Raw genomic sequence first — 23770 nt, 5'->3', positions numbered from 1 at the left:
TCAGTTGCTGGCGGCTGTTACCGCATCCGGGGCCAGAGGTTCAAGTTTGGGTCTGAGACCCATCAGCGGAGCGACGCGGCGGATGATCTCGGCCGCGACCGGCACGGCGGTCCAGCCCGCCGTGCGGCGGGTTTCCGACAAGGTGTCATCCTGCGGCTCGTCCAGCGTCACGATCAGCACGTATTGCGGGTTCGACGCCGGGAACATCGCGGCAAAGGTGTTCACCACCTTGTCGTCGTAGTAGCCCCCGGTCTTCTTCGGCTTGTCCGCCGTCCCGGTCTTGCCTGCGACCTCATAGCCCGGCACGTCGCCAAGGGACGCGGTACCCTCGGTCACCACGCGGCGCAGCATGGCGACGCTGTCATGCGCGGTCTTCTCGCTCATCACCCGCACGCCCGTCGTCGGCCCTTCACGCTTCAGAAGCGTCGGCTTGATCATCACCCCGCCATTGGCAATCGCCGCATAGGCCGCCGCAAGGTGCATCGGGCTCGCCGACATGCCGTGGCCATAAGAGGTGGTGATGGTCACGATCTCGGGCCATTTCTTCGGGATCAGCGGTTTCGCACCCGGGGCCTCGATCAGTTCCAGCGGCGTCGGCTCGAAGAAACCCAGCGACTTCAGGAAGGCCTGCTGCCGCAGCGGCCCGATCATCAGCGCGATATGCGCGGTGCCCACGTTTGACGACTTGGCGATGACGTCCGAGACCGACAGCAGCGGCCCATAGTTCTTGCCCTCGAACTCCTTGATCTTGTGCCTGCCCCATTGCATGGGCGCGTTGGCATCGACCATCGTCTCGGGGCCGACAAGGCCCAGTTCCATCGCCTGCGCGGTTGCGAAGATCTTGAAGGTCGACCCCAGCTCGTAGACCCCCTGGACCGCGCGGTTGAACAAGGGGCTGTCCCCCGGTTCGGCATCCTTGTCGACCAGGGGATTGGGCCGGTCATTCGGGTCGAAGGTCGGCAAGGACGCCAGAGCCAGGATCTCGCCCGTCCGCGCATCCATCAGGATCGCCGCCGCACCCTTGGCGTTCAGCATGCCCATGCCGGCGGCGAGGATCTCCTCGATGGTCGATTGCAGCGTCAGGTCGATGGACAGCTGCAACGGCTTGCCGCCCTGCGCCGGGTCGCGCAGGCGGGCATCCAGCGCCTTCTCGATCCCGGCCACACCGATGACTTCCGCCGAATGCACGCCCTCGGCCCCGAAGGAGGTCCCGCCCAGCACATGGGCAGCCAAGGTTCCGTTCGGGTAAAGCCGCATCTCGCGGGGGCCGAACAACAGGCCCGGATCGCCGATCTCGTGCACCTTCTGCATCTGTTCGGGGGACAAGACCTTGCGCACCCAGACAAAGCTGCGCCCGTCGGTGAAGCGCCGGGCCAGGGCCTTGGCGTCAAGCTCGGGGAAGATTTCCGCCAGTTTCTCGGCCGAGCCCTTGGGGTCGACCATAACCTTGGGATGCGCATAGAGCGCATGGGTGGTCATGTTCGTGGCCAGCACCCGGCCGTTGCGGTCGGTGATGTCGGCGCGCTGCGCGATGATCTCGGCCCCCGGCGCACTGGCGCGCGGCTCCATCGGCTCGGTCGCGGCCATCAGCCCCATCCGCGCGCCGATCGCCGCAAAGGCGATGACAAAGCTTGCACACAGGATCACCAGCCGGAACTGCGCCCGCCCGCGCGCCCTTTCCCGCAGTGCCTCATGCCGGATGCGCAGGTTTTCCTTCTCGATGCTGTCGGGGTTCAGACCGTCCTGGCGGGCCTGCAGGATGCGGGCAAGCGGGCGAAGCGGGGTGCGCATGGGTTAAAGCCCCTCCTCGGGTTCGGCAAGCGTGCCCTGGATTTCGGTGGCAAAGCTGATCTCGGGCAGCTTCGCCGGCGGATAGGCAACCTGTGCCGCAGTGCCGAACTGCGAGGGCTCCATCGGCAACAGCCCCAGCCGGTCGAAATTGGCGGTGGTCAGCTCACGCAGGCGGTCGGGGCGGTTGAGGTAGGCCCATTCCGCTTTCTGCACCGACAGCGCCTCACGCAGGCCGACGATCTGGCGCTGCAGCGCCTCGACCTCCTTCAGCGCGGCCTGGGTCGCATAGTTCTCGCGGTAGGCCCAGAAGCCAAGGGCGATCAGGCCGAGGAATGACAGCACATACAAAACGGGGCGCATCTAGCGGCGTCCTTTCTTCTGAATGTCCGGCAGGCCGAGGTCCGCCGGTGCAAGCGTCTTTGCGGGGGCAGCCGTCCGCCGCCCGACCCGCAGCTTGGCCGATCGCGCGCGGGGGTTGCGGGCGACTTCGCCCTCGTCCGGGGCCACGGCCTTGCGCGTCACCATCTCGAACCGGGCCGTCGTGTCGGCCTTGGCCGGGGCATAGCGGTTGGCGTTGGCCTCATGGCCCGAGGCCAGCTGGAAGAACCGCTTGACGATCCGGTCCTCGAGGCTGTGGAAGGTCACCACGGCCAGAAGGCCCCCGGCCTTCAGCGCGCGTTCGGCGGCGTTCAGGCCCTGGGCCAGTTCGTCGAATTCGGTGTTCACCGCGATCCGGATCGCCTGAAAGCTGCGCGTCGCGGGATGCGATTGCCCCGGCTTCGGGCGCGGCAGGCATTTCGCGACAATCTCGGCCAGCTTGGCCGTCGTGGTGATCGGCTCCACCGCCCGGGCCAGCACGATGGCATGGGCGATCCGGCGCGAAGCGCGTTCCTCGCCGTAATGGTACAGGATATCGGCCAAGACGCCCTCGTCGGCGCCATTGACCAGGTCGGCGGCGGACCGCCCGGACTGGCTCATCCGCATGTCCAGGGGGCCGTCCTTCATGAAGGAAAACCCGCGTTCGGCCTGGTCCAGCTGCATGGAACTGACACCGAGGTCGAGGACCACCCCGTCCAGGGGCTCGCCCGCCAGGTCGTCCAGGTCGGAAAACGTCCCCGCCACCAGCCGCACGCGATCACCGTAGGCGTCCGCCCAAGCCTCGGCCATCTGCAGCGCCAGCGGATCGCGGTCCACCCCGATCACTTGGGCAGCCCCCGCCGCCAGAAGCGCCCGTGTATAGCCGCCCGCCCCCAGCGTCCCGTCCAGCCAGACGCCTTGGATCGGAGCACATTCCTTCAGGATCGCGTCGATCAGGACCGGGATATGTGGATCAGCGGGAAGGCCATTATCGGAAAGGCGGGGCAGCGGACCCGTCATGGCTAGCCCCTGCGCTTGTGCATCGACACGAGCCTGCGCGGATCCACCGCGCCTTCCTTCTCGACCTTCAGGATATTGCCGAAGGCGGCGTCATAGACATCGCGGCGATAGATCAGGAACCGGTCCGACTTGCCGGCAAAGACGACCTCGGCCTTGTCCGGGATCTCGTCGCCAAAACCCAGCTTCTCGCGCACCCGCTGCGGCAGGACGATCCGGCCATCCGGTTCCACCTCGACCCGCGCCGACCGGGTGACCAGGTCCAGCTCGGCCTCGTCCTTCGCGTCACCTTCCTCCATCGACTCGATGTCGGCCGCCAAAGCCTCGAAGGCTTCCTTGCTGTAGCACTCGACGAAATTTCGCATCGGCCCGCCATAGACCATCTGCATGCGCGGGCGGGCGGCATCGGGGGCCTTGGGGTCAAGCTCTTTGAGAATGGCGCGGAAGTCGGCCGGGATCGACACCCGCGCCTTGGCATCCACCTTCTGGTAGATTTCGCCTACGAACCGCTCTGCCATCGCCTTGCCGCGACCTTCCAAAAACGTCCCAAACCCATGCGATGAAAAAGAAAAAGGCGGACCGGGTTGCTGCCACTACCCGATCCGCCGCTGTCCCATCGCTGGGGCGTCCAGCTACGCGTGCCACCTTGGGGGAGATGCTGCTCGCTCGCGCGCCGGATCTCTGTCACCGATGAAAGGGGAAGCCTGTATGAAGCTGCCTTACGCCTTCTTTTGGGATCTTAAGTCTGACCCTGATTTTCACTGCCCATCTCATCGATGTGATATGTATGGCTGGGAAAATCTGGGAATGCAAGGGAAAATACGGGAAATTCGGACTGCATCTTGTGCAGACACCCTGCCAAAGACAGCATCTTGTGCCCAAAATCGGCCCATTCGCCCCACCACTAGGCCAATAGCCCACCAATGCCCCAAGATGTTGTGCCGCCCTCACGACTGATGACAGTGCCGTGAATTCCCGCGATCTCCCGGATCGGCCCGGATCACGGCCCCTGCCACCGCTTTTCCCAGCGACTCTGCGCCCGAAATGCCTGGCAGACCAGCCGCAAGGGGCTGTTTCCCACGATTTCCCGTCAGATGTGATTCGAAATCCGCAGTCAGCGCCGCGGGTCAGGCGGGCCGGTCGAACAGAAGCCGCAGATAGCGCTCCAGGTGGTCGAAGGCCTCGCGCGCGGGGGTGGGATCGTTCAGGGCCTTGGCCAGGATGATCCCGCCCTGGGTCGCGACCTGGAACTGCTGCGCCAGGCTATCCGCCGTCACCCCCGGCACGGGGTGGGCCGCCAGCGCCTCGACCAGGTGGCGGCGGACATGGTCAAAGCCCGACCGGATGCTGCGCTCGGCCGCCGCACGGATCGGGGGAAAGGTCGCGTAGGTCTCCTGCACAGTGGTCCCGGCCACGCAGGTGAAATCCGGCAAGGGCTGGCCCAAAAGCTCGCGCCGCAACTGGATATAGGCGAAAACGCGGTCTAGGGGGTCGGGCAGGCTGTTGTAGGGATGGGCGGCAAACATCGCGCCGGTCATCACGGTCCAGTCCTCGACCAGCGCCACACCCAGCGCTTCCTTCGAGGCGAAGTGATGGAAGAATGCCCCCTTCGTCACCCCCGCCGCCGCGCAGAGATCATCAACGCTGGTGGCGGCAAATCCCCGGTGACGCACAAGACTGCGCGCGGCTTCGATCAGGCGCGCGCGCGCTTCGCCCCTTGGTACGCGGGTCACTGTTGTCAATCGGTCACCTTCTCCCTCATGCTCTGTTGTCCCAAAGTGCGGGGTTCGGTGTCAACACCGCCCATAGGATGCCGAACGGATCCTTCACCATGCCCCAGTCGTCGCCCCAGGGCTGGCGACCATAGGGCACCGCCACCGTGCAGCCCGCCTTGACCGCCCGGTCGAACCAGGCTTGCCCATCGGGCACCACCAGTTGCAGGTGACCACGCCGCAAGGGCGTCCCGGCTTCCGATTGCTCGTCGACATGGTCGGTCAGCATCAGCGCCCCGCCGTTGATCTCGACCTGCAGGTGCATGTAACCCGGCTGGTCCGGGAACGGCATCCGGCCGATGTCCTTGGCGGCGAAGGCTTTCATGTAGAAGTCGGCCGCTTCGCCCGCCTTGCCGGCGAGGCTCAGGTAGGGGATCACGCCTTGCATGATCCGGTCCTCGGGGCGATAGCGCCGGTCTTGCGGTATGTCGTCCATCTGACCCTCCTGTCAGAAACTGCCGGTGCGCATGGCCCCGGCGGGTTTGTAGGTAGAAACGACGACGCCCGTTGCCGTCGCCTTGCTGTCGATCAGCTTCAACTCGCTGGGGTCGACCGCGTCCGAGAAAATGCGCTTGCCCCGCCCGATCATCACCGGGAAGACCAAGAGCACCACCTCATCTGCCAGCCCTTCGGCAATCAGCAAGGGCGTCAGGGTGGAACTGCCCCAGACGATCAGGTCCGCCCCGCCCGCCTGTTTCACCTTGCGGATGCCTGCCGCGATGTCGGGCCCCAGGCTTTCGACCGGCCCCCAGTCCAGACTGTCGGGGCGGTGCGTCGCGACGAACTTCCTGGCGCCATTCAGGCTGTCGGCCATCGGACCCTGCTGCTTTGGCCAATAGCCCGCGAAGATGTCATAGGTCTTGCGGCCCAGAAGCAGGTCGAACCCCTGCCCCTGCGCCGTGTCGATGGCCGCCCCGGCCTCGTCGCCATGGTGCGGAAAGGCCCAGCCGCCGTGGTTGAACCCGTTGGCCTTGTCCTCCTCCGGCCCGCCCGGGCCCTGGATGACCCCGTCCAGCGAGATGTGTTCGATGATCCTGACCGTCCGCATCGGCTCAGGCCGCCGCCCGGACGGCAGCCTCGATCGGCGCCAGATCGATCCTGCCCTGCTTCATCATCTCGGTCATCGCCGCCGCCGCGACCTTCGGGTCGTCGCTGGTCGTCAGCTCGGTCAGGCGGCGCGGGAACACCTGCCAGGACACGCCATAGCGGTCCTTCAGCCAGCCGCAGACGCTTTCCTCGCCGCCATTGGCCGTCAGCGCATACCAAAGCCGGTCGGATTCCGCCTGGTCATCGGTCTCGACGCTGATCGACACCGCCTCGCTCAGCTGGAAATGCGGCCCTGCATCCAGGATCTGGTAGGGCACGCCGCCAAGGGTGAAATCGATCAGCCACGAGGTCCCCATCTCGTTGTTGATGGTGAAGACGCGGTCGACCTTGCTGCCCGGGATCAGCGAGCAATAGAACTTCGCCGCCTCCTGGCCCCGCCCATCGCGGAACCACAGGCATGTCCTGATTGTGTGGGTCATCGTGATCTCCTCCCGATCTTCCGGCCGCGCCGGGCGCGACTCGATGCTTACGCCAGAAGAATACCGACTAGTTGGTATGTAATCAACCCAGATATCCGCAAATGAAGAACCCGCCGGGGTGCGGCGGGTTCGCTGCTGGCGATTGGGGGGGGGGGCGGGTTTCAGCCCATCCCGCCCGCGATCAGCCGGTCGGCCAGCGCCAGGTAGGGTGCGGCCAGGGGCCCGTCCGTCGCGGCAATCGGCGTGCCACTATCCCCCGCCACGCGCACGTCCAAGGCCAGCGGCAATTCGCCAAGGAACGGCAGGTCCAGCTTTGCCGCCTCGGCTGCCACGCCGCCATGGCCGAAGATCGGCGTCACATGCCCGCAGTTCGGGCAGCAGAAGGTCGACATGTTCTCGATCAGCCCCAGAACCGGCGTCTTCAGCTTGCCGAACATGTCCAGCGCCTTCCGCGCATCCAAAAGCGCCACGTCCTGCGGGGTGGAGACCACAATCGCCCCGGTCAGCTGCGTCCGCTGGCAGAGCGTCAGCTGCACATCCCCCGTCCCCGGCGGCAGGTCGATGATCAGGACATCGAGCTTCCCCCAGGCCACCTGCCCCAGCAGCTGCTGCAACGCGCCCATCAGCATCGGCCCGCGCCAGACCACCGCCTCGTCCTCTTTCAGCATCAGGCCGATCGACATCATCGTGACCCCATGCGCGACCAGCGGCTCGATGGTCTTGCCGTCGGGGCTGGAGGGGCGGCGGTTCACCCCCATCATCTTCGGCTGGGAGGGCCCATAGATATCGGCGTCCAGAAGCCCGACCTTCCGCCCCCGTCGCGCCAGCGCCACCGCCAGGTTCGAGGCGACCGTGGATTTCCCCACGCCCCCCTTCCCCGACCCTACCGCAATGATCCGGTCGATCCCGGAAATCCGTTGCGGCCCGCCCTGCTGCGGCGTCGGGTGCTGGCCGATCTTCAGCGTGGGCGGCGCGGCCTTCGCCGCCGGCCCATGCGCCGTCATCACCACTTGGACCGACGAAACCCCCGGCAGCGCCTTCAGCTTCGCCTCCGCCTCAGCCTGCGCCGGGCCCAGGGCCCGTGCCTCATCCGGCGTCGCCGCCTCGATCACAAAGCGCACGACCCCGCCTTCGACCGACAGCGCACGAATCAGATCGCGGCCCACCAGATCGCCCCCGTCCGGGTGCGGGACCCCCGCCAAGACCGCCATTACCTGGTCCCGATCCACTGCCATCGTTTCAACTCCGCTCAAGATTTGCACTAAGGTCGTAGCGTTTCGGCGGAAGGGCAAGGTCCGTTGACCATTCGCTCAAATTTTCGGCGAACACCTTGGTAAATCATGACATTTCCGTGACCTCAGCCATGCATATGCTGCATGGCAGCATTGACGAGACCCGCTATTGTGCATCTGCAGCATGAGGCTCATGTTACCCCTAACAGCGCGACAGAACGTTGCTGACGAAACTGAAGAGGCTTGAGTGACATGGCTTACGTGAACACCACTTCCGCTGCCCGCAAGGGCTTTGCCGACCGCCTGGTCGTGCTCCGTGACACCGTCCTGACGGCAATTGCCCAGCGCCGGACCTACCTGCGCACCGTGGCCGAGCTGAACGGCCTGACCGACCGCGAGCTGGCCGACCTTGGCATCAGCCGCCTGTCGATCGCCGACATCGCGCGTGAGGCCGCCTACGGCAAGTAAGAATTCGTGAGGTCCCCTCCTCCTCCCTGGGACCAAAGCGATATGCGGCGATGCCCTCCTCCTCCCTGGCATCGCCGCCCCTCTTCCGGGGCGTAAGCGCCCCAAACCCATCCTGGTGACCCACCCTCCTCCCGGGTCACCTGGTCAGCGCGGCGGGGCCTCTCCTCCTCCCTGGTCCCACCGCGCCACTTCTCCCGAAGGCCCCCTCCTCCTCCCTGGGGCCCAAGGATCGCGGCGATGCCTCACCTCCTCCCGAGGCCATCGCCGCCCCCATTCCGGGCCGAAAAGGCCCAAGCCATCGGGCGCCCACCCTCCTCCCGGGTTGCCTGGTACAGTGGCGGTGCCGCCCTCCTCCCTGGCACCGCCGCGCTGAATTCCGGGCCGGAAGGCCCGACCGGTGTCCGAGGCCCGCTCCTCCTCCCATGGGCGCCTCGTGGTCCTGCGGCGGTGCCCCCTCCTCCTCCCTGGGCATCGCCGTCCCGTTTCGGGCCGAAAGGTCCACCCCATCGGGTGACCCACCCTCCTCCCGGGTCACCTGGTACAGTGGCGGTGCCGCCCTCCTCCCTGGCACCGCCGCGCTGAATTCCGGGCCGGAAGGCCCGAACGCCATCGGACGCCCCATCCTCCTCCCGGGGTGCGCCGATCTTGCGGCGGCTCCCTCTCCTCCTCCCTGGGAGTCGCCGCCTTTCTCCCCTTGCAGCCCCGAGCGCGCCGCGAAATAGTCCCGCCGTCAGCGCGACGGGCAGGACCGGGGACAGGATGCGCCTTTCAGTGATCTCGGCAGCGACCGTCGCCGCCCTTGTCGGCTATGCCTCCTCGGTCGCGATCCTCTTGGCCGCCGCAACCGCCATCGGCGCAACGCCCGCCCAGACAGCCAGCTGGCTCCTCGCCATCTGCGTCGGCAAGGCCATCGGCTCCGCCTTCCTGTCCTGGCGCGCGAAGATCCCCGTCCTTCTTGCTTGGTCCACCCCGGGCGCTGCCCTCATTGCCGCGACCTCGGGCATAACCTTCGCCGAAGGGGTCGGAGCCTTCGTCGTGGCAGGCCTTCTCATCACCGCGACCGGCCTGATCCGGCCTTTGGGAGCCCTCGTCGCCCGCATCCCCGACGGCATCGCTGCCGCCATGCTGGCCGGGGTCCTCCTGCCCTTCTGCCTGAAAGGCGCCACCGCCGCGCAAAGCCTGCCGGCCCTCGTCCTGCCGATGGTTGCCGTCTTCCTGGTGGTCCGGCTCTGGAACCCCGCCTTCGCCGTCCTCGCCGCCTTTGCCACCGGCATCCTTCTGGCGCTGACCACCGGCTCGGACCTGACGACCCTCCACCTCGCCGCCCCGGTCCTGACCCCCGTCGTCCCAGAGTTCCGCCTTTCGGTCGTCCTCGGCCTCGGCCTGCCCCTGTACCTGGTCACCATGGCCTCGCAGAACCTGCCCGGCTTCGCGACCCTCCGTGCAGCGGGGTATGAGCCACCCGTCTCCGCCGCCCTGACCACCACCGGCTTCATCTCGACCGTGACTGCCTTCGTCGGCGCCCACACCGTCAGCATGGCCGCAATCACCGCCGCAATTTGCCTTGGTCCCGATGTCCACCCCGAGAAGGACCGCCGGTGGATCGTCGGCCTCGCCTACGCCGCCGCCTGGACGCTCCTCGGCCTCCTCAGCCCCACGGTCCTCGACCTGATCGCCGCCCTTCCGGCCGAGGTCGTCGCGGCCCTCGTCGCCCTCGCCCTCCTCTCCCCCCTGACCGGAGCGCTGACCGGAGCCTTCGCCCACCCCGACCAGCGCCTTCCGGCAACGCTGACCGTGGTGGTCACCGCCTCGGGCATTGCCGCCTTCGGCATTGGCGCGGCCTTCTGGGGCCTGATGGTCGGGCTCTTGGTCTGGGGCCTTGACCGGGCGAAGCCGCGCAAGGCCTGAGGGACGCAGAACTATTCGAAACGTTCTGCCAAAATCCTTCGAAGGATTTTGCCCCTTGCGCTAACCTTGCCGCCAGACCACCGGCCTTGGGACTGAAACGATGCAGCTTGCACTGGCAGAGGGTTGGACCCAGGTCAGCCCAAGGGACACGCCCTATACCCTGGTAGTCTCGGACCAGAACCCAGGCCAGCGCCTGATCGCGGTCAACACCGCCTTCACGCGGCAGAAGGACCTGGGATTTGCCGGCGGCACCAACTGCCCCATCGCTGTCGACCGGGCTGGAGAGCGTATCTTCTACTCCGGCGATGCATTCACCTCGCTTGATCTGCGCAGCGGGAGCGAGCGGCACTTTGCCATCGACGACGCCCTCGGCATCTACTGGATGCTGACCTACCAGTCCGATCCGCCTGGGCTGGTCATGCTGCTGCACGTCGCCGATCCTAAGGTGCAGTTTCTAGGGCATCTCGACCTCACCACTGGGGCCCTGGAACGGCGTCCTCTTCCCGCCGAAGCCTTCTCCCCTCTCGCCGTGGACATCGATCGCGGATTGGCGTTGTTCTCAACCCGACGGGCTGGCGCTGCAGTCTGTGACCTGTCCGGTGCGGCGGCAGCCAAGGCATCCCTAGCTCTTTCTCCCTACGTGTACAGCGGATGCTTCACAGGCGATGACGATACGGTCGTACTCGGCGGCAAAGGCCTCGTGGCATGGAATACGCGGACCGGTGCCGTCGCCACCCTCAGCCCGACGGGCCGGTATCCACAGTACGACCGGCAGGGCGATCTCTGGTTCTGCACCGAGGACGGCAATCTCTGCCGCATGCGCCGGGACGGCAGTGGCTTCGACGTCATCGTCGAACTGACCGGGGTCGACCCGACCGGCTGGGGCTATGCCCGGCCCATCGTCTTCAGTCCCGACGGTCGCTACGGCCTGGCGCGCCTGACCGGGAAGTCACCCCTCAGCGCCGAAGAGCTTGCAAAGGCCGAAGCCTTCTGCAAACGCCACGGGCAGCCCTTCCGCGAGTTCTTCCGCTACAGCTATCGGCACATCCTCTGCATCCTTGATCTGGACCGCCAGGAGGCCTGGTGCCAGGACGGCTATGCCCACAACCTCGCCTGGATCGCGGGCGACTGGACGGCCTGATCGTCAGCCTCGGTCCGGGGGCCGAAATCCGCCCTCGAAAGGCCAAATCGCAATCATTAACACCACCCTAACAGAAAATCGCAACCCCTTGAAATCCCTGCCATCGCTGCGTTTGTCCACCGTGGACACAAACCCCGCGCCCGGCTATCCTCCCGCCCGGCCAACCAACGGGGGACCCCCATGGACACCATGCTCGGCGTGATCGGAGGATCGGGGGTCTACCAGATCGACGGCCTTGAAGGGGCCAGCTGGGTGAAGGTCAAGACCCCCTGGGGCAAGCCGTCAGATGAGGTGCTGGTGGGCCGCCTGAACGGCCTTCCGGTGGCCTTCCTGCCCCGCCACGGACGGGGCCACGTCCACTCGCCCACCTCGGTCCCCTACCACGCCAACATCGACGCCCTGAAGCGGCTCGGCGTGACCGACATCCTCGCCGTCTCCGCCGTGGGCTCCCTGCGGGAGGAGTTCGAACCCGGCCACTTCGTCCTCGTCGACCAGTACATCGACCGCACCACCCAGCGCGCGCCCTCGTTCTTCGGCCCCGGCTGCGTCGCCCATGTCAGCCTCGCCGACCCGACCTGCCCACGCCTCGGCGCCCTCGCCGCCCAGGCCGCCCGGGACGAGGGCCTGACGGTCCATACCGGCGCGACCTACCTGTCGATGGAGGGCCCCCAGTTCTCCACCCGCGCGGAAAGCCGGATGTACCGGACCTGGGGCGCCGACGTGATCGGGATGACCGGCTTTTCGGAAGCCCGCCTCGCCCGCGAGGCCGAGCTCTGCTACGCCTCCCTCGCCATGGTCACCGACTACGACTGCTGGCACGACAGCCACGGCGCGGTGGACGTGGCGCAGGTGATCGCCGTCGTCCACGCGAACGCCGCCGCTGCCCGCGGCCTCGTCGCCCGCCTTCCCGCCCTGATGGACAAGGACCGCCAGCCCTGCCCTCACGGCTGCGACCGGGCGCTTTCCCACGCCATCATGACCGCCCCCGAAAAGCGCGACCCCGACCTTCTCGCCAAACTCGACGCCGTCGCCGGACGCGTCGTCTGAAAGGCCAACCATGACCCCCCGCAAGACCGTCAAGGACTACATCCGCACCATCGTCGACTTCCCGCACGAAGGGATCCTGTTCCGCGACGTGACCACGCTTTTCGCCGACCCACGCGGCTTCCGGATGTGCGTCGACCAGCTCCTTGCACCGTACGCGGGCATGCGGATCGACAAGGTCGCGGGGCTGGAGGCGCGGGGCTTCATCCTGGGCGGGGCTGTCGCGCACCAGTTGTCCACGGGCTTCGTCCCGATCCGCAAGAAGGGGAAGCTTCCCGGCCAGACCATTTCCCAGGCCTACCAGCTGGAATACGGCGAGGCGGTGGTCGAGGTGCACGACGACGCCATGCAGCCGGGCGAGAAGGTCCTCCTCGTCGATGACCTGCTGGCAACGGGTGGCACGGCCGAGGCCGGCATCCGGCTGATCGAACGGCTGGGCGCGGAAGTGGTGGGCTGCGCCTTCGTCGTCGACCTGCCCGACCTTGGCGGCCGGAAGAAGCTGGAGGCGATGGGCATGGACGTCCACGCGCTTTGCGCCTTCGAGGGGCTGTAACGGCGCGCGACTTCGGAGTTTTCGAAAACTCCGGACCGATTTCTTCGAAGAAATCGACGCCCCGGGCGGTGTAAGGGGATCGCGTTAACCGTAAGCTAAGAGAATCACCCTAGAACAGGCTTTGTCAGGGCTACCCACCCTGACCGCGCTGCTACCCACAGCGTGACCCACACACCCCAAAGCACCCCGTCGCAGGTTTCCTGCGGCGGGGATGTTTCGTTTCAGGGTCACCCGCCGAGCACTTCGCGCAATTCTCACCCCTCCACAGAGGCACCGTTACGACGTGTGCCCGCAGGGCTTCGAGGAGTTGGCGCCTCAGCCGAGGACCGCGCCTGGGTTCATGATGCCCGCCGGGTCCAGCGCCGCCTTGATCGCCCGCATCGCTGCAAGCTTCCCCGGGTCCGCATAGCGCGCTAGATCGGCGACCTTCAGCCGCCCCACCCCATGTTCCGCCGCGACCGACCCGCCCAGCCTATGGACCAGGTCATGCACGACCCGCTTCACCTCGTCCCGCACGGGCTCATGCTCTGCCTTCGCATGGCCGCGCTCCGGGAAGACGTTCCAGTGCAGGTTGCCGTCGCCCAGATGCCCGAAGCAGTTCACCCGGAACGCTCCCAGGCCCGCAATCGCCCGAGATGCCTCGGCGATGAACCCCGGGATCGCCGACAGGGGCAAAGAGATGTCATGGCTCGACACCGCGCCCACCTTGCGGTTGGCCAAGGGGATCGTCTCGCGCAAGGCCCAGAGATGTGCGGCCTGGGCTTCGGAATGGGCGATCACCCCATCCGTCACCAGCCCCGCCTCGGCCCCAGCCTCGTAAAGACTCGCCATCGTCACCTCGGGCTCCAGTCCGGCTGGCAGTTCCAGTTCCAGAAGCACCAGCCACTCCGGCACCGGGTCGAAAGGCGCGCGCAGGTCGAACCCGGTCTCGGCCAGGAAGTCGAACCCCATCCGGTGGATCAGCTCGAAGGCCGAGACCATGCCCGCCGCCCGCTGACCACACAGCGCCAGCAGGTCCAGCGCCGCCACGGGCGAGGGCACCGCCAACATCGCCACCACCCGCGCCGCAGGCTCGGGGAACAGCTTCAGGCTGGCCGCCGTGATCACCCCCAGCGTCCCCTCGGACCCGATCAGAAGGTGGCGCAGGTCGTAGCCTGCATTGTCCTTGCGCAGCCGGGTCAAGCCGTTGAACACACTGCCATCCGGCAGCACCGCCTCCAGCCCCAGACACAGGTCGCGCGCATTGCCATAGCGCAGCACCGCCGTCCCCCCGGCGTTCGCGGCGAGGTTCCCGCCGATCCGGCAGCTCCCGTCGGACGCCAGCGACAGCGGGAACAGCCGCCCGACCTTCGCCGCCTCGGCCTGCACATCGGCCAGGATCATCCCGGCCTCGACCACCATCGCATTCTCTTCCGGCCAGATGCCCCGCAAGGCCGTCATCCGTTCCAGGGACATCAGCAAGGGCGCGGGGCCAGAGGCCATGATCTGCCCGCCGACCAGCCCCGTCCCGCCGCTGATCGGGACAATGCCCACCCGGGCCTCGCCACAGGCGCGGACGATGCGCGCCACCTCCGCCGTCGACCGTGGCCGCGCCAGCACCCCCGCCTGCCCGGTCCAGCGGCCCCGGGGTTCCTCCAGATGCCGGGGTTCGGGCGCCGACAGGGTTCCCTCCGGCAGGTCCCGGGCCAGGCGCGTGACAAAGGCGGTATCGCAGGGGTTCAGCATCCGGTTGGCCTCCTGCCCCTTGCTAGCGCGGGCGGCGGACCGGGGCCAGAGCTCAGTCGATATAGGCCGGTTCCAGCACCATGATCGTGGGCTGCGAGGGCAGCTGATCCAGCGACAGCGCGATCTGCGCGTCCCCGGTCTCGACCACGGTGAACTCCGCCGACATCTCGGCAAGGAAGGTTTCCAGCGACTGCTGACTGAACCAGTGCATCGGGATCACCACCGAAGACCGCAGCCGCCGCACCACGCCCGCCATATCCTCCAACCGCATCGTATAGCCGCCGTCGACCGGCACGATCACCACATCGAGCCGCCCGATCGCCGCATATTGCTCGTCCGAGGGGATCTGGTGCAGGTGCCCCAGGTGGCCGATGCACAGCCCCCCCGCCTCGAAGATGAAGATCGAGTTGCCATGCGCCCGCGCGCCTTCGCCAAAGGGGCCGCGCGTGTCGGTGGTCACGTTCCGGACCAGCATCGCGCCCAGGTCCAGCCGGTGGTCGGCAGGGCCGTCGCCATCGGGCCAGCCCTCCAGCACGTTCGGGATGCGCGGGTCGGGCGCGGCGGTCCAGTGCGTGGAATGGGCGTTGTTCATCGTGACCACGTCCGGCACCAGGTCCGCCGTGCCGATGTAGCCGGTGTAATCCGTCACCGCCACCGTCCCGTCCGCCGTGACGATGGCAAAGCTCGCGTGGTTGATATAGCGGATCAGCACGCTGTCCGGCTCCAGCCCGTCCTCAAGCGCCACGGGTACGACGGTGGGCTCCCCGGCGGCCACGGCGATGCAATGCGAGGGGATGCGCTCTTGCGCGAAGGCGGGGGTGGCAAGCAGGGCAAGGGCGGCAAGCAGGCGCATCGGTCACCTCCGGGTTTGACGGAGGGTAACCCGGATTGACCCTTCGTCACGCGGGGACCCGATCACGGATGCGCGAGCATCCCGTGCAGCGCCGCGAGCGTGCGCAGGTTCCGCGCCGTCATCGGCTGCGGCAACAGGCGCGGCAGGCGCTCGGCCAGCTTCGACGTGCCATAGCCCCCCGGCGTATGCAGGGTGAACCGGCGCGGCCCGATGTGCCAACCGTCGCCCGGCCGCGCCAGCGCCCGCAAGGTGGCTTCGTCCAGGACCGGCGTCTCGCGCAGGAAGCAGACATGGACGAACTTCGGGTCCGCTCCGCCGAACGGATGCTCGGTCAAGGCCGCCACCAGCTCCGCCGCCGTCAGCACAAAGGTCTCGGGCGCAAAGCCGAACCGCGCCGCCACCACATCCCGGATCGCGGCCTCCAACTCGGCCCCAGGCCTGTCACTGTCAAAGACCGCATTCCCTGACTGGATGTAGGTCTGCACCTTCCCCAGCCCCATCCCCGCCAGCATCGCGCGGAACTCCGCCATCGGCAGCCGCCCCGCGCCCGAGACATTCACCCCCCGCAACAGGGCCACCAGCAAAGCCATGGCTTTCCCTTCTGCAAATATCCCCGGCGGAGCCCAAAGAGGAGGAGGGGTGCCAAGCCCCGACGACGAGACAAAAGGTCTTCGCGCGTCAGCGCTCAATTCAATAGCCGTCCGAACCCGTCAGCCGACGCCCGATGCCTCAACCGACATCCGTCCGCCCACGCCGGTCGCCGCGCAGGTTGGCGTAAAGCACATGGTTGCGCCAGCGCCCGTTGATCTGCAGGTAGCTTTGCGCGACGCCCTCGTACTTGAAGCCGCATTTCTCCAGCACCCCGCGCGAGGCCACGTTTTCGGGCAGGCAGGCCGCCTCCAGCCGCGACAGATCCATCCGGGTGAAAGCGTGGTGGGTCAGCGCCAGGATCGCCTCGCGCATGTAGCCCTGCCGCGCGAAAGGTTGGCCTATCCAGTAGCCGAAGGTCCCGGTTTGCGCGGGCCCCCGGCGGATGTTGTCCAGGGTCAGCGCGCCCAAGAGCTGCTGGTCCTCGCGCCGGATCAGCAGCATCGGCAACGCCGTCCCCTGCGCCTCGGACCGCTGCGCCCAGTAGACTCGGTTGGTGAAGGCGCGGCGGGTGAGGTGGTCGTTCGACCATACCGGCTCCCACTTGATCAGGAACTCGGCACTTGTCTCGCGCACCTCGGACCATTGCCGCCAGTCGCCATGCTCCGGCAGCCGCAGCGTCATCCGCTCGGTCTCGACCCGGATGCGACGCTTCAGTCCCAGCATCAGGCGGCCAGTCCCTTGCGGACCTCTTCGACGCCAGGGGCCGCCGCGACCGGGCCGTAGATGGCCAACGCCGCCTTAGCCGTCGTCAGGTCGACCGCATAGGACCGCACCGCCGCCGTATCCACCGCGTCGATCTTCGCCACCGCCTCGGTCACGTCGGGGATGCGGCCCCAGATCGACAGAAGCCGCGCATTGCGTTCCGCGCGGCTCGACGGGCTTTCCAGGCCCATCAGAAGCCCCGCCTTCAGCTGCGCCCGCGCCCGCGCGACCTCGGCCTCGGTCATGTCCTCGGCGGCCCGCTTCAGCTCGTCCACCGTCAGGCGGGTCAACTCACCGATTTCGGCTTCCGAGGTCCCGGCATAGATCGTCACCTGCCCGGTATCCTCATAGGCCGCCGATTGCGCGTAGATCGAATAGCAAAGCCCCCGGTCCTCGCGGATCTTCTGGAACAGGCGCGAGGACATGCCGCCCCCCATCGCCATCGAATAGACCTGCGCGGTGTAGACCTTGTCGTCGCGGTAGCCCGGAGCCTCGAACTGCAGCGCGAAATGCACCTGCTCCAGATCCTTCACCTCGCGCCGCTCGCCGCCGATGAAGCGGGCGGGTTCGACCTTCGAGGCCCCCACCGGCTTCAGCCCGCCAAAGATGCGCTCCGCCGCCGCGACGATGGCGTCATGGTCCACGCCGCCTGCCGCAGACAGGATCATCTGGTCTGGGCCATAATGCGCGCCGGTGAACCCTTCGAAGTCGGCTTTCTTGAAGGACGCCACCCGTTCCTCTGGCCCGAGGATCGTGCGGCCGAAGCTCTGGTCGGGATAGCTCACCTCATGCAGCCAGTCGAAGATGATGTCGTCAGGCGTGTCCAGCGCCTGGCCGATTTCCTGCAGGATCACGTGGCGTTCGGTCTCGATGTCGGCCTTGCGGAACAGGGGGTTGAGGACGATGTCGGCGATCACGTCCAGCGCCATGACCACGTCCTGGCTCAGCACCCGCGCGTAATAGGCCGTCATCTCGCGGCTGGTATAGGCGTTGATGTAGCCGCCCACATCCTCGATCTCCTCGGCGATCCGCAGGGCCGAGCGGCGACGGGTGCCCTTGAAGGCCATGTGTTCGAGAAAATGCGCGATGCCGTTCTGCTCGGGCCGCTCGTGCCGCCCCCCGGCCTCGACCCAGAGGCCGACGGAGGCGGATTGCAGGCCCGGCATCGCCTCGGTGACGATGCGGAAACCGTTCGGCAGGGTGTGCAGGCGCTGGGTCAAGATGCGGTCCGGATTTGGCGTCGGGTTCGCAGGTGATACAACCCCCGCGCGGGATGGAAAAGGGGCGCTCCGGAACGCTCCTCGTGCGCCTTCGGCTTCTCGTCGCAGGGCGCACCCGCAGCGAAGAGTGACGAAGTCATCGACGAGCGATCCGGTCGCGCACCACGGTCTGCAGGGCGGACAGGTCGTTCGGCACCCGCGTCATCCGTTCCGGCCGGTCGAAGAGGTCCGCCATATGCGGCGGCAGGCCCGGCCTGATCCCCGTGGCGCGCTGCACCGCGTCGGGGAACTTCGCCGGATGTGCCGTCGCCAGGGTAATCATCGGCGCCCCGCCAAGATGCTCCTCCGCGACCTTCACCCCCACGGCGGAATGCGGGCAGAGAAGCTCCCCGGTCGTCTTCCAGTGCCGGGCGATGACGGCCAGCGTTTCGTCCTCATCACATCGGCCCGAGGCGAAGGTCGCCCGCAGCGCCTCGATGGCCCCCTGGCTGATCCGGAAACCGCCCGCCCTCATCTCGCCCATCAGCTGCGCCACCGCCGCGCCGTCGCGGCCATAGGCATCAAACAGGGCGCGCTCGAAGTTCGACGACACCTGAATGTCCATCGACGGGCTGATCGAAGGCTTCACGCCGTTCGTGCGGTAGTCCCCGGACTTCAGCGCGCGGTCGAGGATGTCGTTCTGGTTCGTGGCAATCACCAGCTTGTCGATGGGCAGCCCCATCCGCTTGGCGATGTAGCCCGCGAAGATGTCGCCGAAGTTGCCAGTCGGCACCGTGAAGCTCACCTCGCGGTGCGGCGCACCCAGCGCGGTCCCGGCGTAGAAGTAGTAGACCACCTGCGCCAGCACCCGCGCCCAGTTGATGCTGTTCACCCCCGCCAGCCGCACGCCGTCGCGGAAGGCGAAGTCGTTGAACATGTCCTTCACGCGGGCCTGCGCATCGTCGAAATCGCCGTCGATGGCCAGCGCGTGGCAGTTCGCCTCAGCCGGAGTCGTCATCTGCCGCCGCTGCACGTCCGACACCCGGCCATGCGGGAACAGGATGAACACGTCCACATTGGCGAGGCCCCGGAACGCCTCCATCGCCGCCGACCCGGTATCGCCGCTGGTCGCCCCAACGATGGTGATCCGCTCCCCCGTCTTGGCCAGTGCCGCCTGCATCATCTGCCCAATGAGCTGCATGGCGAAGTCCTTGAAGGCCAGCGTCGGGCCGTGGAACAGCTCCAGCAGGAAATGGTTCGACCCCAGCTGCACCATCGGCGCGCGTGCGGCGTGGTGGAAGCCTTCATAGGCCTTTGCGATCAACCCCTTGAATTCGTCGTCGGAGAAGAACCCGCCCAGATAGGGCCGCATCACCTTGAAAGCGACCTCCTCGTAGGGCGCCCCCGCCAGCGCGGCGATTTCGGCCTTCGTCAGCACCGGGATCGTCTCGGGCACATACAGCCCGCCGTCGCGGGCAAGGCCCGTCATCATCGCCTCGCCGAAGCCAAGGACCGGGGCCGCGCCGCGAGTGGATACGTAGTGCATGGTCATCGCCTTCAAACCTTCCGCGTCCTGATACGCCAGAGCAGGAACAGTGTCATCCCCGCCCAGGTTGCGGCGAGCAGGAACCACTGGATCGCATAGCCCCAATGGTTGTTCGGTATACCCGAGGTATCGACCGGCATCGGCGCGATCCCGTCACCGGTTGGCTCACGCGCGACAATCAATGTCGGTTCCGTCTTCAGCTTCGCCGCCATCGCCGGAACATCGCGGGCAAACCACAGCCCCGTCTTTTCATCCGGTGGCGGGGTGGAACTGCTGGTATCGTCCGGCCAGTGCAGGTTGCCCAGAACCCTCGCCGCATGCGAGGCCCTCGGGACCTTCCGCGCCTCCTCCTCGACGAAACCGCGCTGGACCATGATCCGGCGGCCATTCCCAAGGTCGAAGGCCTCGATCACCATCACGCCCGGGCTTGCCCCCTTCTGGCCCGCCAGCACCTCGAGATACTCGCCGGTAAAGGCCCCCTCGGCCACCACCGCCTGGAACTTGTCGCGGCCCTCTTCGGGAACGGCGGGCAGCGGAATGGGAGCATTGGCAATCCGCGCTTCGATCTCGTCGAGATAGGCGCGCTTCTCCTCCATCCGGTCAAGCTGCCAGAAACCGAGGCTGAGCAGGACAGCGACCCCGGAGACCCCCAGGATGACGGGAAAGAGATAACGGCGCATGCGTCCCCCGGAAACGAAAGCGCAGGCCCGAAGGCCCGCGCTGACCAGTGACTTTGGGCCTGGGGCTTACTGGCCCCAGACGTAGACGGCGGCGAACAGGAACAGCCAGACCACGTCGACGAAGTGCCAGTACCAGGCGGCGGCCTCGAAGCCGACGTGCTTTTCAGGCGTGAAGTGCCCTTTCAGCGCGCGGATCAGGCAGACGGTCAGGAAGATCGTCCCGATGATGACGTGGAAGCCGTGGAAGCCCGTCGCCATGAAGAAGGTCGCGCCATAGATGTTGCCGGCGAAACCGAAGGCCGCGTGGCTGTATTCATAGGCCTGCATGCCGGTGAAGATCACGCCCAGAACGATCGCGATGATCAGGCCATTGACCAGGTCCTTGCGGTTGTTCTCATGCACCAGGGCATGGTGCGCCCAGGTCGCGGCGCAGCCCGACAGAAGCAGGATCAGCGTGTTGATGAACGGCAGATGCCAGGGGTCGAAGGTCTCGATCCCCGCGGGCGGCCAGACACCGTCGACCGTCGGGCTGTCCGGCCCCATCGGATACATGCGGTGCTTGAAGAAGGTCCAGAACCAGGCCGCGAAGAACATGACTTCCGACATGATGAACAGGATGAAGCCATAGCGCAGGCCCAGCCGCACGACCGGAGTGTGGTCGCCCACGCGGCTTTCGTGCACGACTTCCGACCACCAGGCGAACATCACGTAGAGCACGCCCGCCAGCCCGATCAGCCCCATCCAGGGGCCCGAGCCGTGCATCCAGAGGACCGAGCCGAACAGCATGACGAAGGCGGCGACAGCGCCGAACAATGGCCAGATCGACGGCGGCAGGACGTGGTAATCGTGGTTCTTTGCGTGGGCCATGGCCGGCGTTCCCTCGTTTCTTGTCTCAGTTCACAGCGGATGCGTCGTCCGCCGAGGATTGCAGGGCTGCCTGTTCTTCCGGCAGCGGGGTTTCATGGAAGGTATAGCTCAGCACGATCTCGTGCACAAACTGGCCTTCGATATCTTCGACCATCGCGGGATCGACGAAAAAGGTGACCGGCATCTGCACCGTCTCGCCCGGCTGCAGCACCTGTTCGGTAAAGCAGAAGCATTCGATCTTGGTGAAGTAGCCGCCAGCCGAATAGGGATAGACGTTGAAGCTCGCCGTGCCCGCCACCGGGCGGTCGGTCGGATTGTGCGCCTCGTAGAAGGCAAGGCCGGTCTCGCCGATGCGGATCTCCATCGACCGTTCGACCGGCTTGAAGGTCCAGGGCATCCCCTGCTCCAGCGAGGCGTCAAAGCGGACCTTCATGGTCCGGTCCAGGATGACGTCGGACCCGGCCTCGGCCACCGAGGTGGTGCCGCCAAAACCAGTCACCCGGCAGAACCAGTCGTAGAACGGCACGGCGGCAAAGGACAGCGACCCCATCGTCACCACGACGCCGACCAGTTGCACCGCGGTCCGCTTCGGGCCCTGCAGCTTCGGGAAGATCATGGCTGGGTCTCCTCTTTCGGCAGCATGGCGGGGGAATAGGTGTGGTCGAAGCCCTGCATCGGATCGCCGCGCTGCACCTTGACCACGGTCAGCGCGAAGACCAGCGCGACAAAGGCCGCAAGCGTCAGCCCAAGCCCAAGGTTGCGGCCGAACCGGCGCTTGTGCAGCTCATGCTCGGGGCGGAAGGTCATCTCACCAGCCCCCGAGCCCGGCCGACTTCAGCGCCGCTTCGGCCAGGAAGGCCGCGAAATGCAGGAAGAGATACAACAGCGAGAACCGGAAAAAGGCCTTTTCCACGGCATATTTGTCGGCCTCGGCCATGGCCTCGTCCCGCTTCCAGATCCGGACCGCACCGATCACGAACCAGGCGTTCAGCGCCACCGCCACCGCAAGGGTCAGCGGCCCGCCGATCTGGGTCAGCGCCGCGCCCAGCGCAACCGGGACAAGCAGCAGCGTATAGACCAGGATGTGCACCCGCGTCGCCTTGCGGCCATGGGTCACCGTCAGCATCGGCACGCCCGCGGTGTGGTAGTCTTCCTTCATGAAGAGCGCGAGCGCCCAGAAATGCGGCGGCGTCCACATGAAGATGAGGGCGAACATCAGCACCGCCTCGACCGAGACCGATCCCGTCGCACAGACCCAGCCGATCATCGGCGGGAAGGCCCCCGCCGCGCCGCCGATCACGATGTTCTGCGGCGTCGTCCGCTTCAGCCACATCGAATAGACCACGGCATAGAAGAAGATGGTGAAGGCCAGAAGCGCCGCCGCGACCCAGTTGGTCGACAGCCACAGCATCACGATGCTGATGCCGGACAGCGCCAGCCCCACGGCCAGCGCCTCGCCGGCCTGGACCTTGCCTGCGGGCACCGGACGGCGCGCCGTGCGCTTCATCACGGCGTCGATGTCAGCGTCCCACCACATGTTCAGCGCGCCACTGGCCCCCGCGCCCAGCGCGATGAACAGGATCGCCGAGAACGCCTCGACCGGGTGCAGCCCCACCGGCGCGACCAGAAGCCCGACCAGCGCAGTGAACACCACCAGCGACATCACGCGCGGCTTCAGAAGCTGCACGTAATCGCCGAACCCCGGCTCATGCGGGGTGACGGTCACGCCCTGATATGCGGTGGTATCGCTCATTCCGGTTCCGTTTTAGGCGACGGGGGCCGGACCTTTCGGCCAAGCCCCATGCAAGTCCCGTGTCTAGGTTCAGTCGTTCGCCGCGACCTGGGTCTCGGCCGGCAGAGCCACATGCGAAAGCTGCACGTCGCCTGCCTTGGCCTTTTCCAGCCACTGGGCATAGGCGGCTTCCGACACGACCTTCACCGTGATCGGCATGTAGGCATGCATCTGGCCGCAGATTTCCGAGCACTGGCCGAAGTAGATGCCTTCCTTCTCGGCCGTGAACCAAAGGCCCGCCGTCCGGCCGGGCACCGCGTCCTGCATCACGCCGAAAGCCGGGATTTTCCAGGAATGGATCACGTCCGACGCAGTGACCTGCACTACGACGACCTTGCCCACCGGGACGACCACGGCGGTATCGGTTGCCAGAAGGAACTGTTCCTTCGAATAGCCCGCGGCCTTCAGCTGCTCTTCGACTTCCGGGGTCAGCATGTTGACACCGCCGGTGGCCGGAGAGCCGATCATGTAGCTGTCGAACGAGATGCCCTCGTCGACATATTCATAGGACCAGTACCACTGGTTGCCGGTCGCCTTGATGGTGACCTCGCCCACCGGAATCTCCTGCTGCTTGAACAGGACCGGCAGCGAGAAGGCGCCGATGAACACCAGGATCACGATCGGGATCAGGGTCCATGCCACTTCCAGCGGGCTGTTGTGGGTGAAGCGCGCGGGCGTCGGGTTGGCACGACGGTTGAAGCGGACGACGGTGTACAGCAGAAGCCCGGTGACGAAGATCACGATGGCGCCGATGATGTAGTTGATCATCGTGTCGAGCCAGACGATGTCATGCTTCAGCTCGGTCGCCGAGGGCTGGAACCCCATCCCGCCCGGCTCGGGCTGGCCGATGATTTCCAGGGCCTGCTGCGCCAGCACCTGCCCGGCCACAAAGGTGGTCATCCCTGCCGCGGCGATCCCGCCGATCACATTCGAAAGACGCATGGTT

General features: G+C 66.7%; 26 protein-coding genes. 5 read left to right on the top strand and 21 right to left on the bottom strand.

All coding sequences use genetic code 11. The features are described 5' to 3' along the window. The 9 genes from AC2EAL_RS10430 to AC2EAL_RS10390 all read right to left on the bottom strand — a co-directional run bounded on the left by AC2EAL_RS10430 (position 1) and on the right by AC2EAL_RS10390 (position 7698). Positions 1-1791: a peptidoglycan D,D-transpeptidase FtsI family protein gene (locus AC2EAL_RS10430; protein ID WP_484724151.1), complete on the bottom strand. Its 1791-nt coding sequence runs from the start codon at positions 1789-1791 to the stop codon at positions 1-3. Between the two features lie 3 nt (positions 1792-1794). Beyond that, entirely contained in the window at positions 1795-2151 is a 357-nt protein-coding gene (ftsL, locus tag AC2EAL_RS10425; RefSeq protein WP_484724150.1) for a cell division protein FtsL, read from the bottom strand. Further along, positions 2152-3168: a 16S rRNA (cytosine(1402)-N(4))-methyltransferase RsmH gene (gene rsmH, locus AC2EAL_RS10420; RefSeq protein WP_484724149.1), complete on the bottom strand. Its 1017-nt coding sequence runs from the start codon at positions 3166-3168 to the stop codon at positions 2152-2154. A 2-nt stretch (positions 3169-3170) separates the two neighbouring features. After that, positions 3171-3683 carry a division/cell wall cluster transcriptional repressor MraZ gene (locus AC2EAL_RS10415; protein WP_484724148.1) on the bottom strand — a complete coding sequence of 171 codons (513 nt, stop codon included), beginning with the start codon at positions 3681-3683 and terminating at the stop codon, positions 3171-3173. A gap of 609 nt (positions 3684-4292) precedes the next feature. Continuing rightward, complete coding sequence (locus AC2EAL_RS10410) at positions 4293-4898, bottom strand: TetR/AcrR family transcriptional regulator (protein WP_484724469.1); 606 nt, start codon at positions 4896-4898, stop codon at positions 4293-4295. A 25-nt stretch (positions 4899-4923) separates the two neighbouring features. Further along, positions 4924-5373 carry a VOC family protein gene (locus AC2EAL_RS10405; RefSeq protein ID WP_484724147.1) on the bottom strand — a complete coding sequence of 150 codons (450 nt, stop codon included), beginning with the start codon at positions 5371-5373 and terminating at the stop codon, positions 4924-4926. A gap of 12 nt (positions 5374-5385) precedes the next feature. Next, the gene (locus AC2EAL_RS10400; protein ID WP_484724146.1) at positions 5386-5985 is read right to left on the bottom strand and encodes a dihydrofolate reductase family protein; all 600 of its coding nucleotides are present in this window, start codon (positions 5983-5985) and stop codon (positions 5386-5388) included. Between the two features lie 4 nt (positions 5986-5989). Continuing rightward, positions 5990-6463 (bottom strand): VOC family protein, encoded by a 474-nt coding sequence (locus tag AC2EAL_RS10395; protein ID WP_484724145.1) that lies wholly within the window; start codon positions 6461-6463, stop codon positions 5990-5992. 161 nt (positions 6464-6624) lie between these two features. Then, positions 6625-7698, bottom strand: coding sequence for an Mrp/NBP35 family ATP-binding protein (locus AC2EAL_RS10390; protein ID WP_484724144.1), 1074 nt, complete (start codon positions 7696-7698; stop codon positions 6625-6627). Positions 7699-7947: 249 nt separating this feature from the next. Between AC2EAL_RS10390 and AC2EAL_RS10385 the strand changes: the two genes are divergently transcribed. The 5 genes from AC2EAL_RS10385 to AC2EAL_RS10365 all read left to right on the top strand — a co-directional run bounded on the left by AC2EAL_RS10385 (position 7948) and on the right by AC2EAL_RS10365 (position 12809). After that, entirely contained in the window at positions 7948-8163 is a 216-nt protein-coding gene (locus tag AC2EAL_RS10385) for a DUF1127 domain-containing protein (RefSeq protein WP_484724143.1), read from the top strand. Between the two features lie 759 nt (positions 8164-8922). After that, entirely contained in the window at positions 8923-10071 is a 1149-nt protein-coding gene (locus tag AC2EAL_RS10380; protein WP_484724142.1) for a benzoate/H(+) symporter BenE family transporter, read from the top strand. Between the two features lie 100 nt (positions 10072-10171). Further along, positions 10172-11212, top strand: a complete 1041-nt coding sequence (locus AC2EAL_RS10375; RefSeq protein ID WP_484724141.1) for a hypothetical protein — start codon at positions 10172-10174, stop codon at positions 11210-11212. Between the two features lie 180 nt (positions 11213-11392). Beyond that, positions 11393-12259 carry an S-methyl-5'-thioadenosine phosphorylase gene (locus tag AC2EAL_RS10370; protein ID WP_484724140.1) on the top strand — a complete coding sequence of 289 codons (867 nt, stop codon included), beginning with the start codon at positions 11393-11395 and terminating at the stop codon, positions 12257-12259. 10 nt (positions 12260-12269) lie between these two features. Next, the gene (locus tag AC2EAL_RS10365; protein ID WP_484724139.1) at positions 12270-12809 is read left to right on the top strand and encodes an adenine phosphoribosyltransferase; all 540 of its coding nucleotides are present in this window, start codon (positions 12270-12272) and stop codon (positions 12807-12809) included. A 315-nt stretch (positions 12810-13124) separates the two neighbouring features. On the opposite strand, the gene AC2EAL_RS10360 is transcribed toward AC2EAL_RS10365, so the two are convergent. From AC2EAL_RS10360 to coxB, 12 genes are all read right to left on the bottom strand, one after another. After that, positions 13125-14534: an FAD-binding oxidoreductase gene (locus tag AC2EAL_RS10360; RefSeq protein ID WP_484724138.1), complete on the bottom strand. Its 1410-nt coding sequence runs from the start codon at positions 14532-14534 to the stop codon at positions 13125-13127. A 52-nt stretch (positions 14535-14586) separates the two neighbouring features. After that, positions 14587-15387, bottom strand: a complete 801-nt coding sequence (locus AC2EAL_RS10355) for an MBL fold metallo-hydrolase (RefSeq protein ID WP_484724137.1) — start codon at positions 15385-15387, stop codon at positions 14587-14589. 62 nt (positions 15388-15449) lie between these two features. After that, the gene (locus tag AC2EAL_RS10350; protein WP_484724136.1) at positions 15450-15977 is read right to left on the bottom strand and encodes a DUF1697 domain-containing protein; all 528 of its coding nucleotides are present in this window, start codon (positions 15975-15977) and stop codon (positions 15450-15452) included. Positions 15978-16116: 139 nt separating this feature from the next. After that, positions 16117-16701, bottom strand: coding sequence for a GNAT family N-acetyltransferase (locus AC2EAL_RS10345; RefSeq protein ID WP_484724135.1), 585 nt, complete (start codon positions 16699-16701; stop codon positions 16117-16119). Next, positions 16701-17960 (bottom strand): M16 family metallopeptidase, encoded by a 1260-nt coding sequence (locus tag AC2EAL_RS10340; RefSeq protein WP_484724134.1) that lies wholly within the window; start codon positions 17958-17960, stop codon positions 16701-16703. Before AC2EAL_RS10340 ends, AC2EAL_RS10345 begins: the two co-directional genes overlap by 1 nt. Positions 17961-18096: 136 nt before the next feature. Then, positions 18097-19485 (bottom strand): threonine synthase, encoded by a 1389-nt coding sequence (gene thrC, locus AC2EAL_RS10335; RefSeq protein ID WP_484724133.1) that lies wholly within the window; start codon positions 19483-19485, stop codon positions 18097-18099. Between the two features lie 11 nt (positions 19486-19496). After that, positions 19497-20165, bottom strand: coding sequence for an SURF1 family protein (locus AC2EAL_RS10330; RefSeq protein WP_484724132.1), 669 nt, complete (start codon positions 20163-20165; stop codon positions 19497-19499). Between the two features lie 66 nt (positions 20166-20231). Next, complete coding sequence (locus AC2EAL_RS10325; protein ID WP_484724131.1) at positions 20232-21032, bottom strand: cytochrome c oxidase subunit 3; 801 nt, start codon at positions 21030-21032, stop codon at positions 20232-20234. Between the two features lie 25 nt (positions 21033-21057). Further along, complete coding sequence (locus tag AC2EAL_RS10320) at positions 21058-21648, bottom strand: cytochrome c oxidase assembly protein (protein ID WP_484724130.1); 591 nt, start codon at positions 21646-21648, stop codon at positions 21058-21060. Then, positions 21645-21839, bottom strand: a complete 195-nt coding sequence (locus tag AC2EAL_RS10315) for a hypothetical protein (RefSeq protein WP_484724129.1) — start codon at positions 21837-21839, stop codon at positions 21645-21647. The genes AC2EAL_RS10320 and AC2EAL_RS10315 overlap by 4 nt, the downstream gene beginning before the upstream one ends. Position 21840: 1 nt before the next feature. After that, entirely contained in the window at positions 21841-22785 is a 945-nt protein-coding gene (gene cyoE, locus AC2EAL_RS10310; RefSeq protein WP_484724128.1) for a heme o synthase, read from the bottom strand. A gap of 69 nt (positions 22786-22854) precedes the next feature. Next, on the bottom strand, positions 22855-23766 hold the full coding sequence (coxB, locus tag AC2EAL_RS10305; RefSeq protein WP_484724127.1) for a cytochrome c oxidase subunit II: 912 nt from the start codon (positions 23764-23766) through the stop codon (positions 22855-22857). Between the last annotated feature and the right edge of the window lie 4 nt (positions 23767-23770).

It is taken from the genome of Tabrizicola sp. T74 (assembly GCF_057219935.1).
This window is presented reverse-complemented; position numbering and strand designations above follow the sequence as displayed.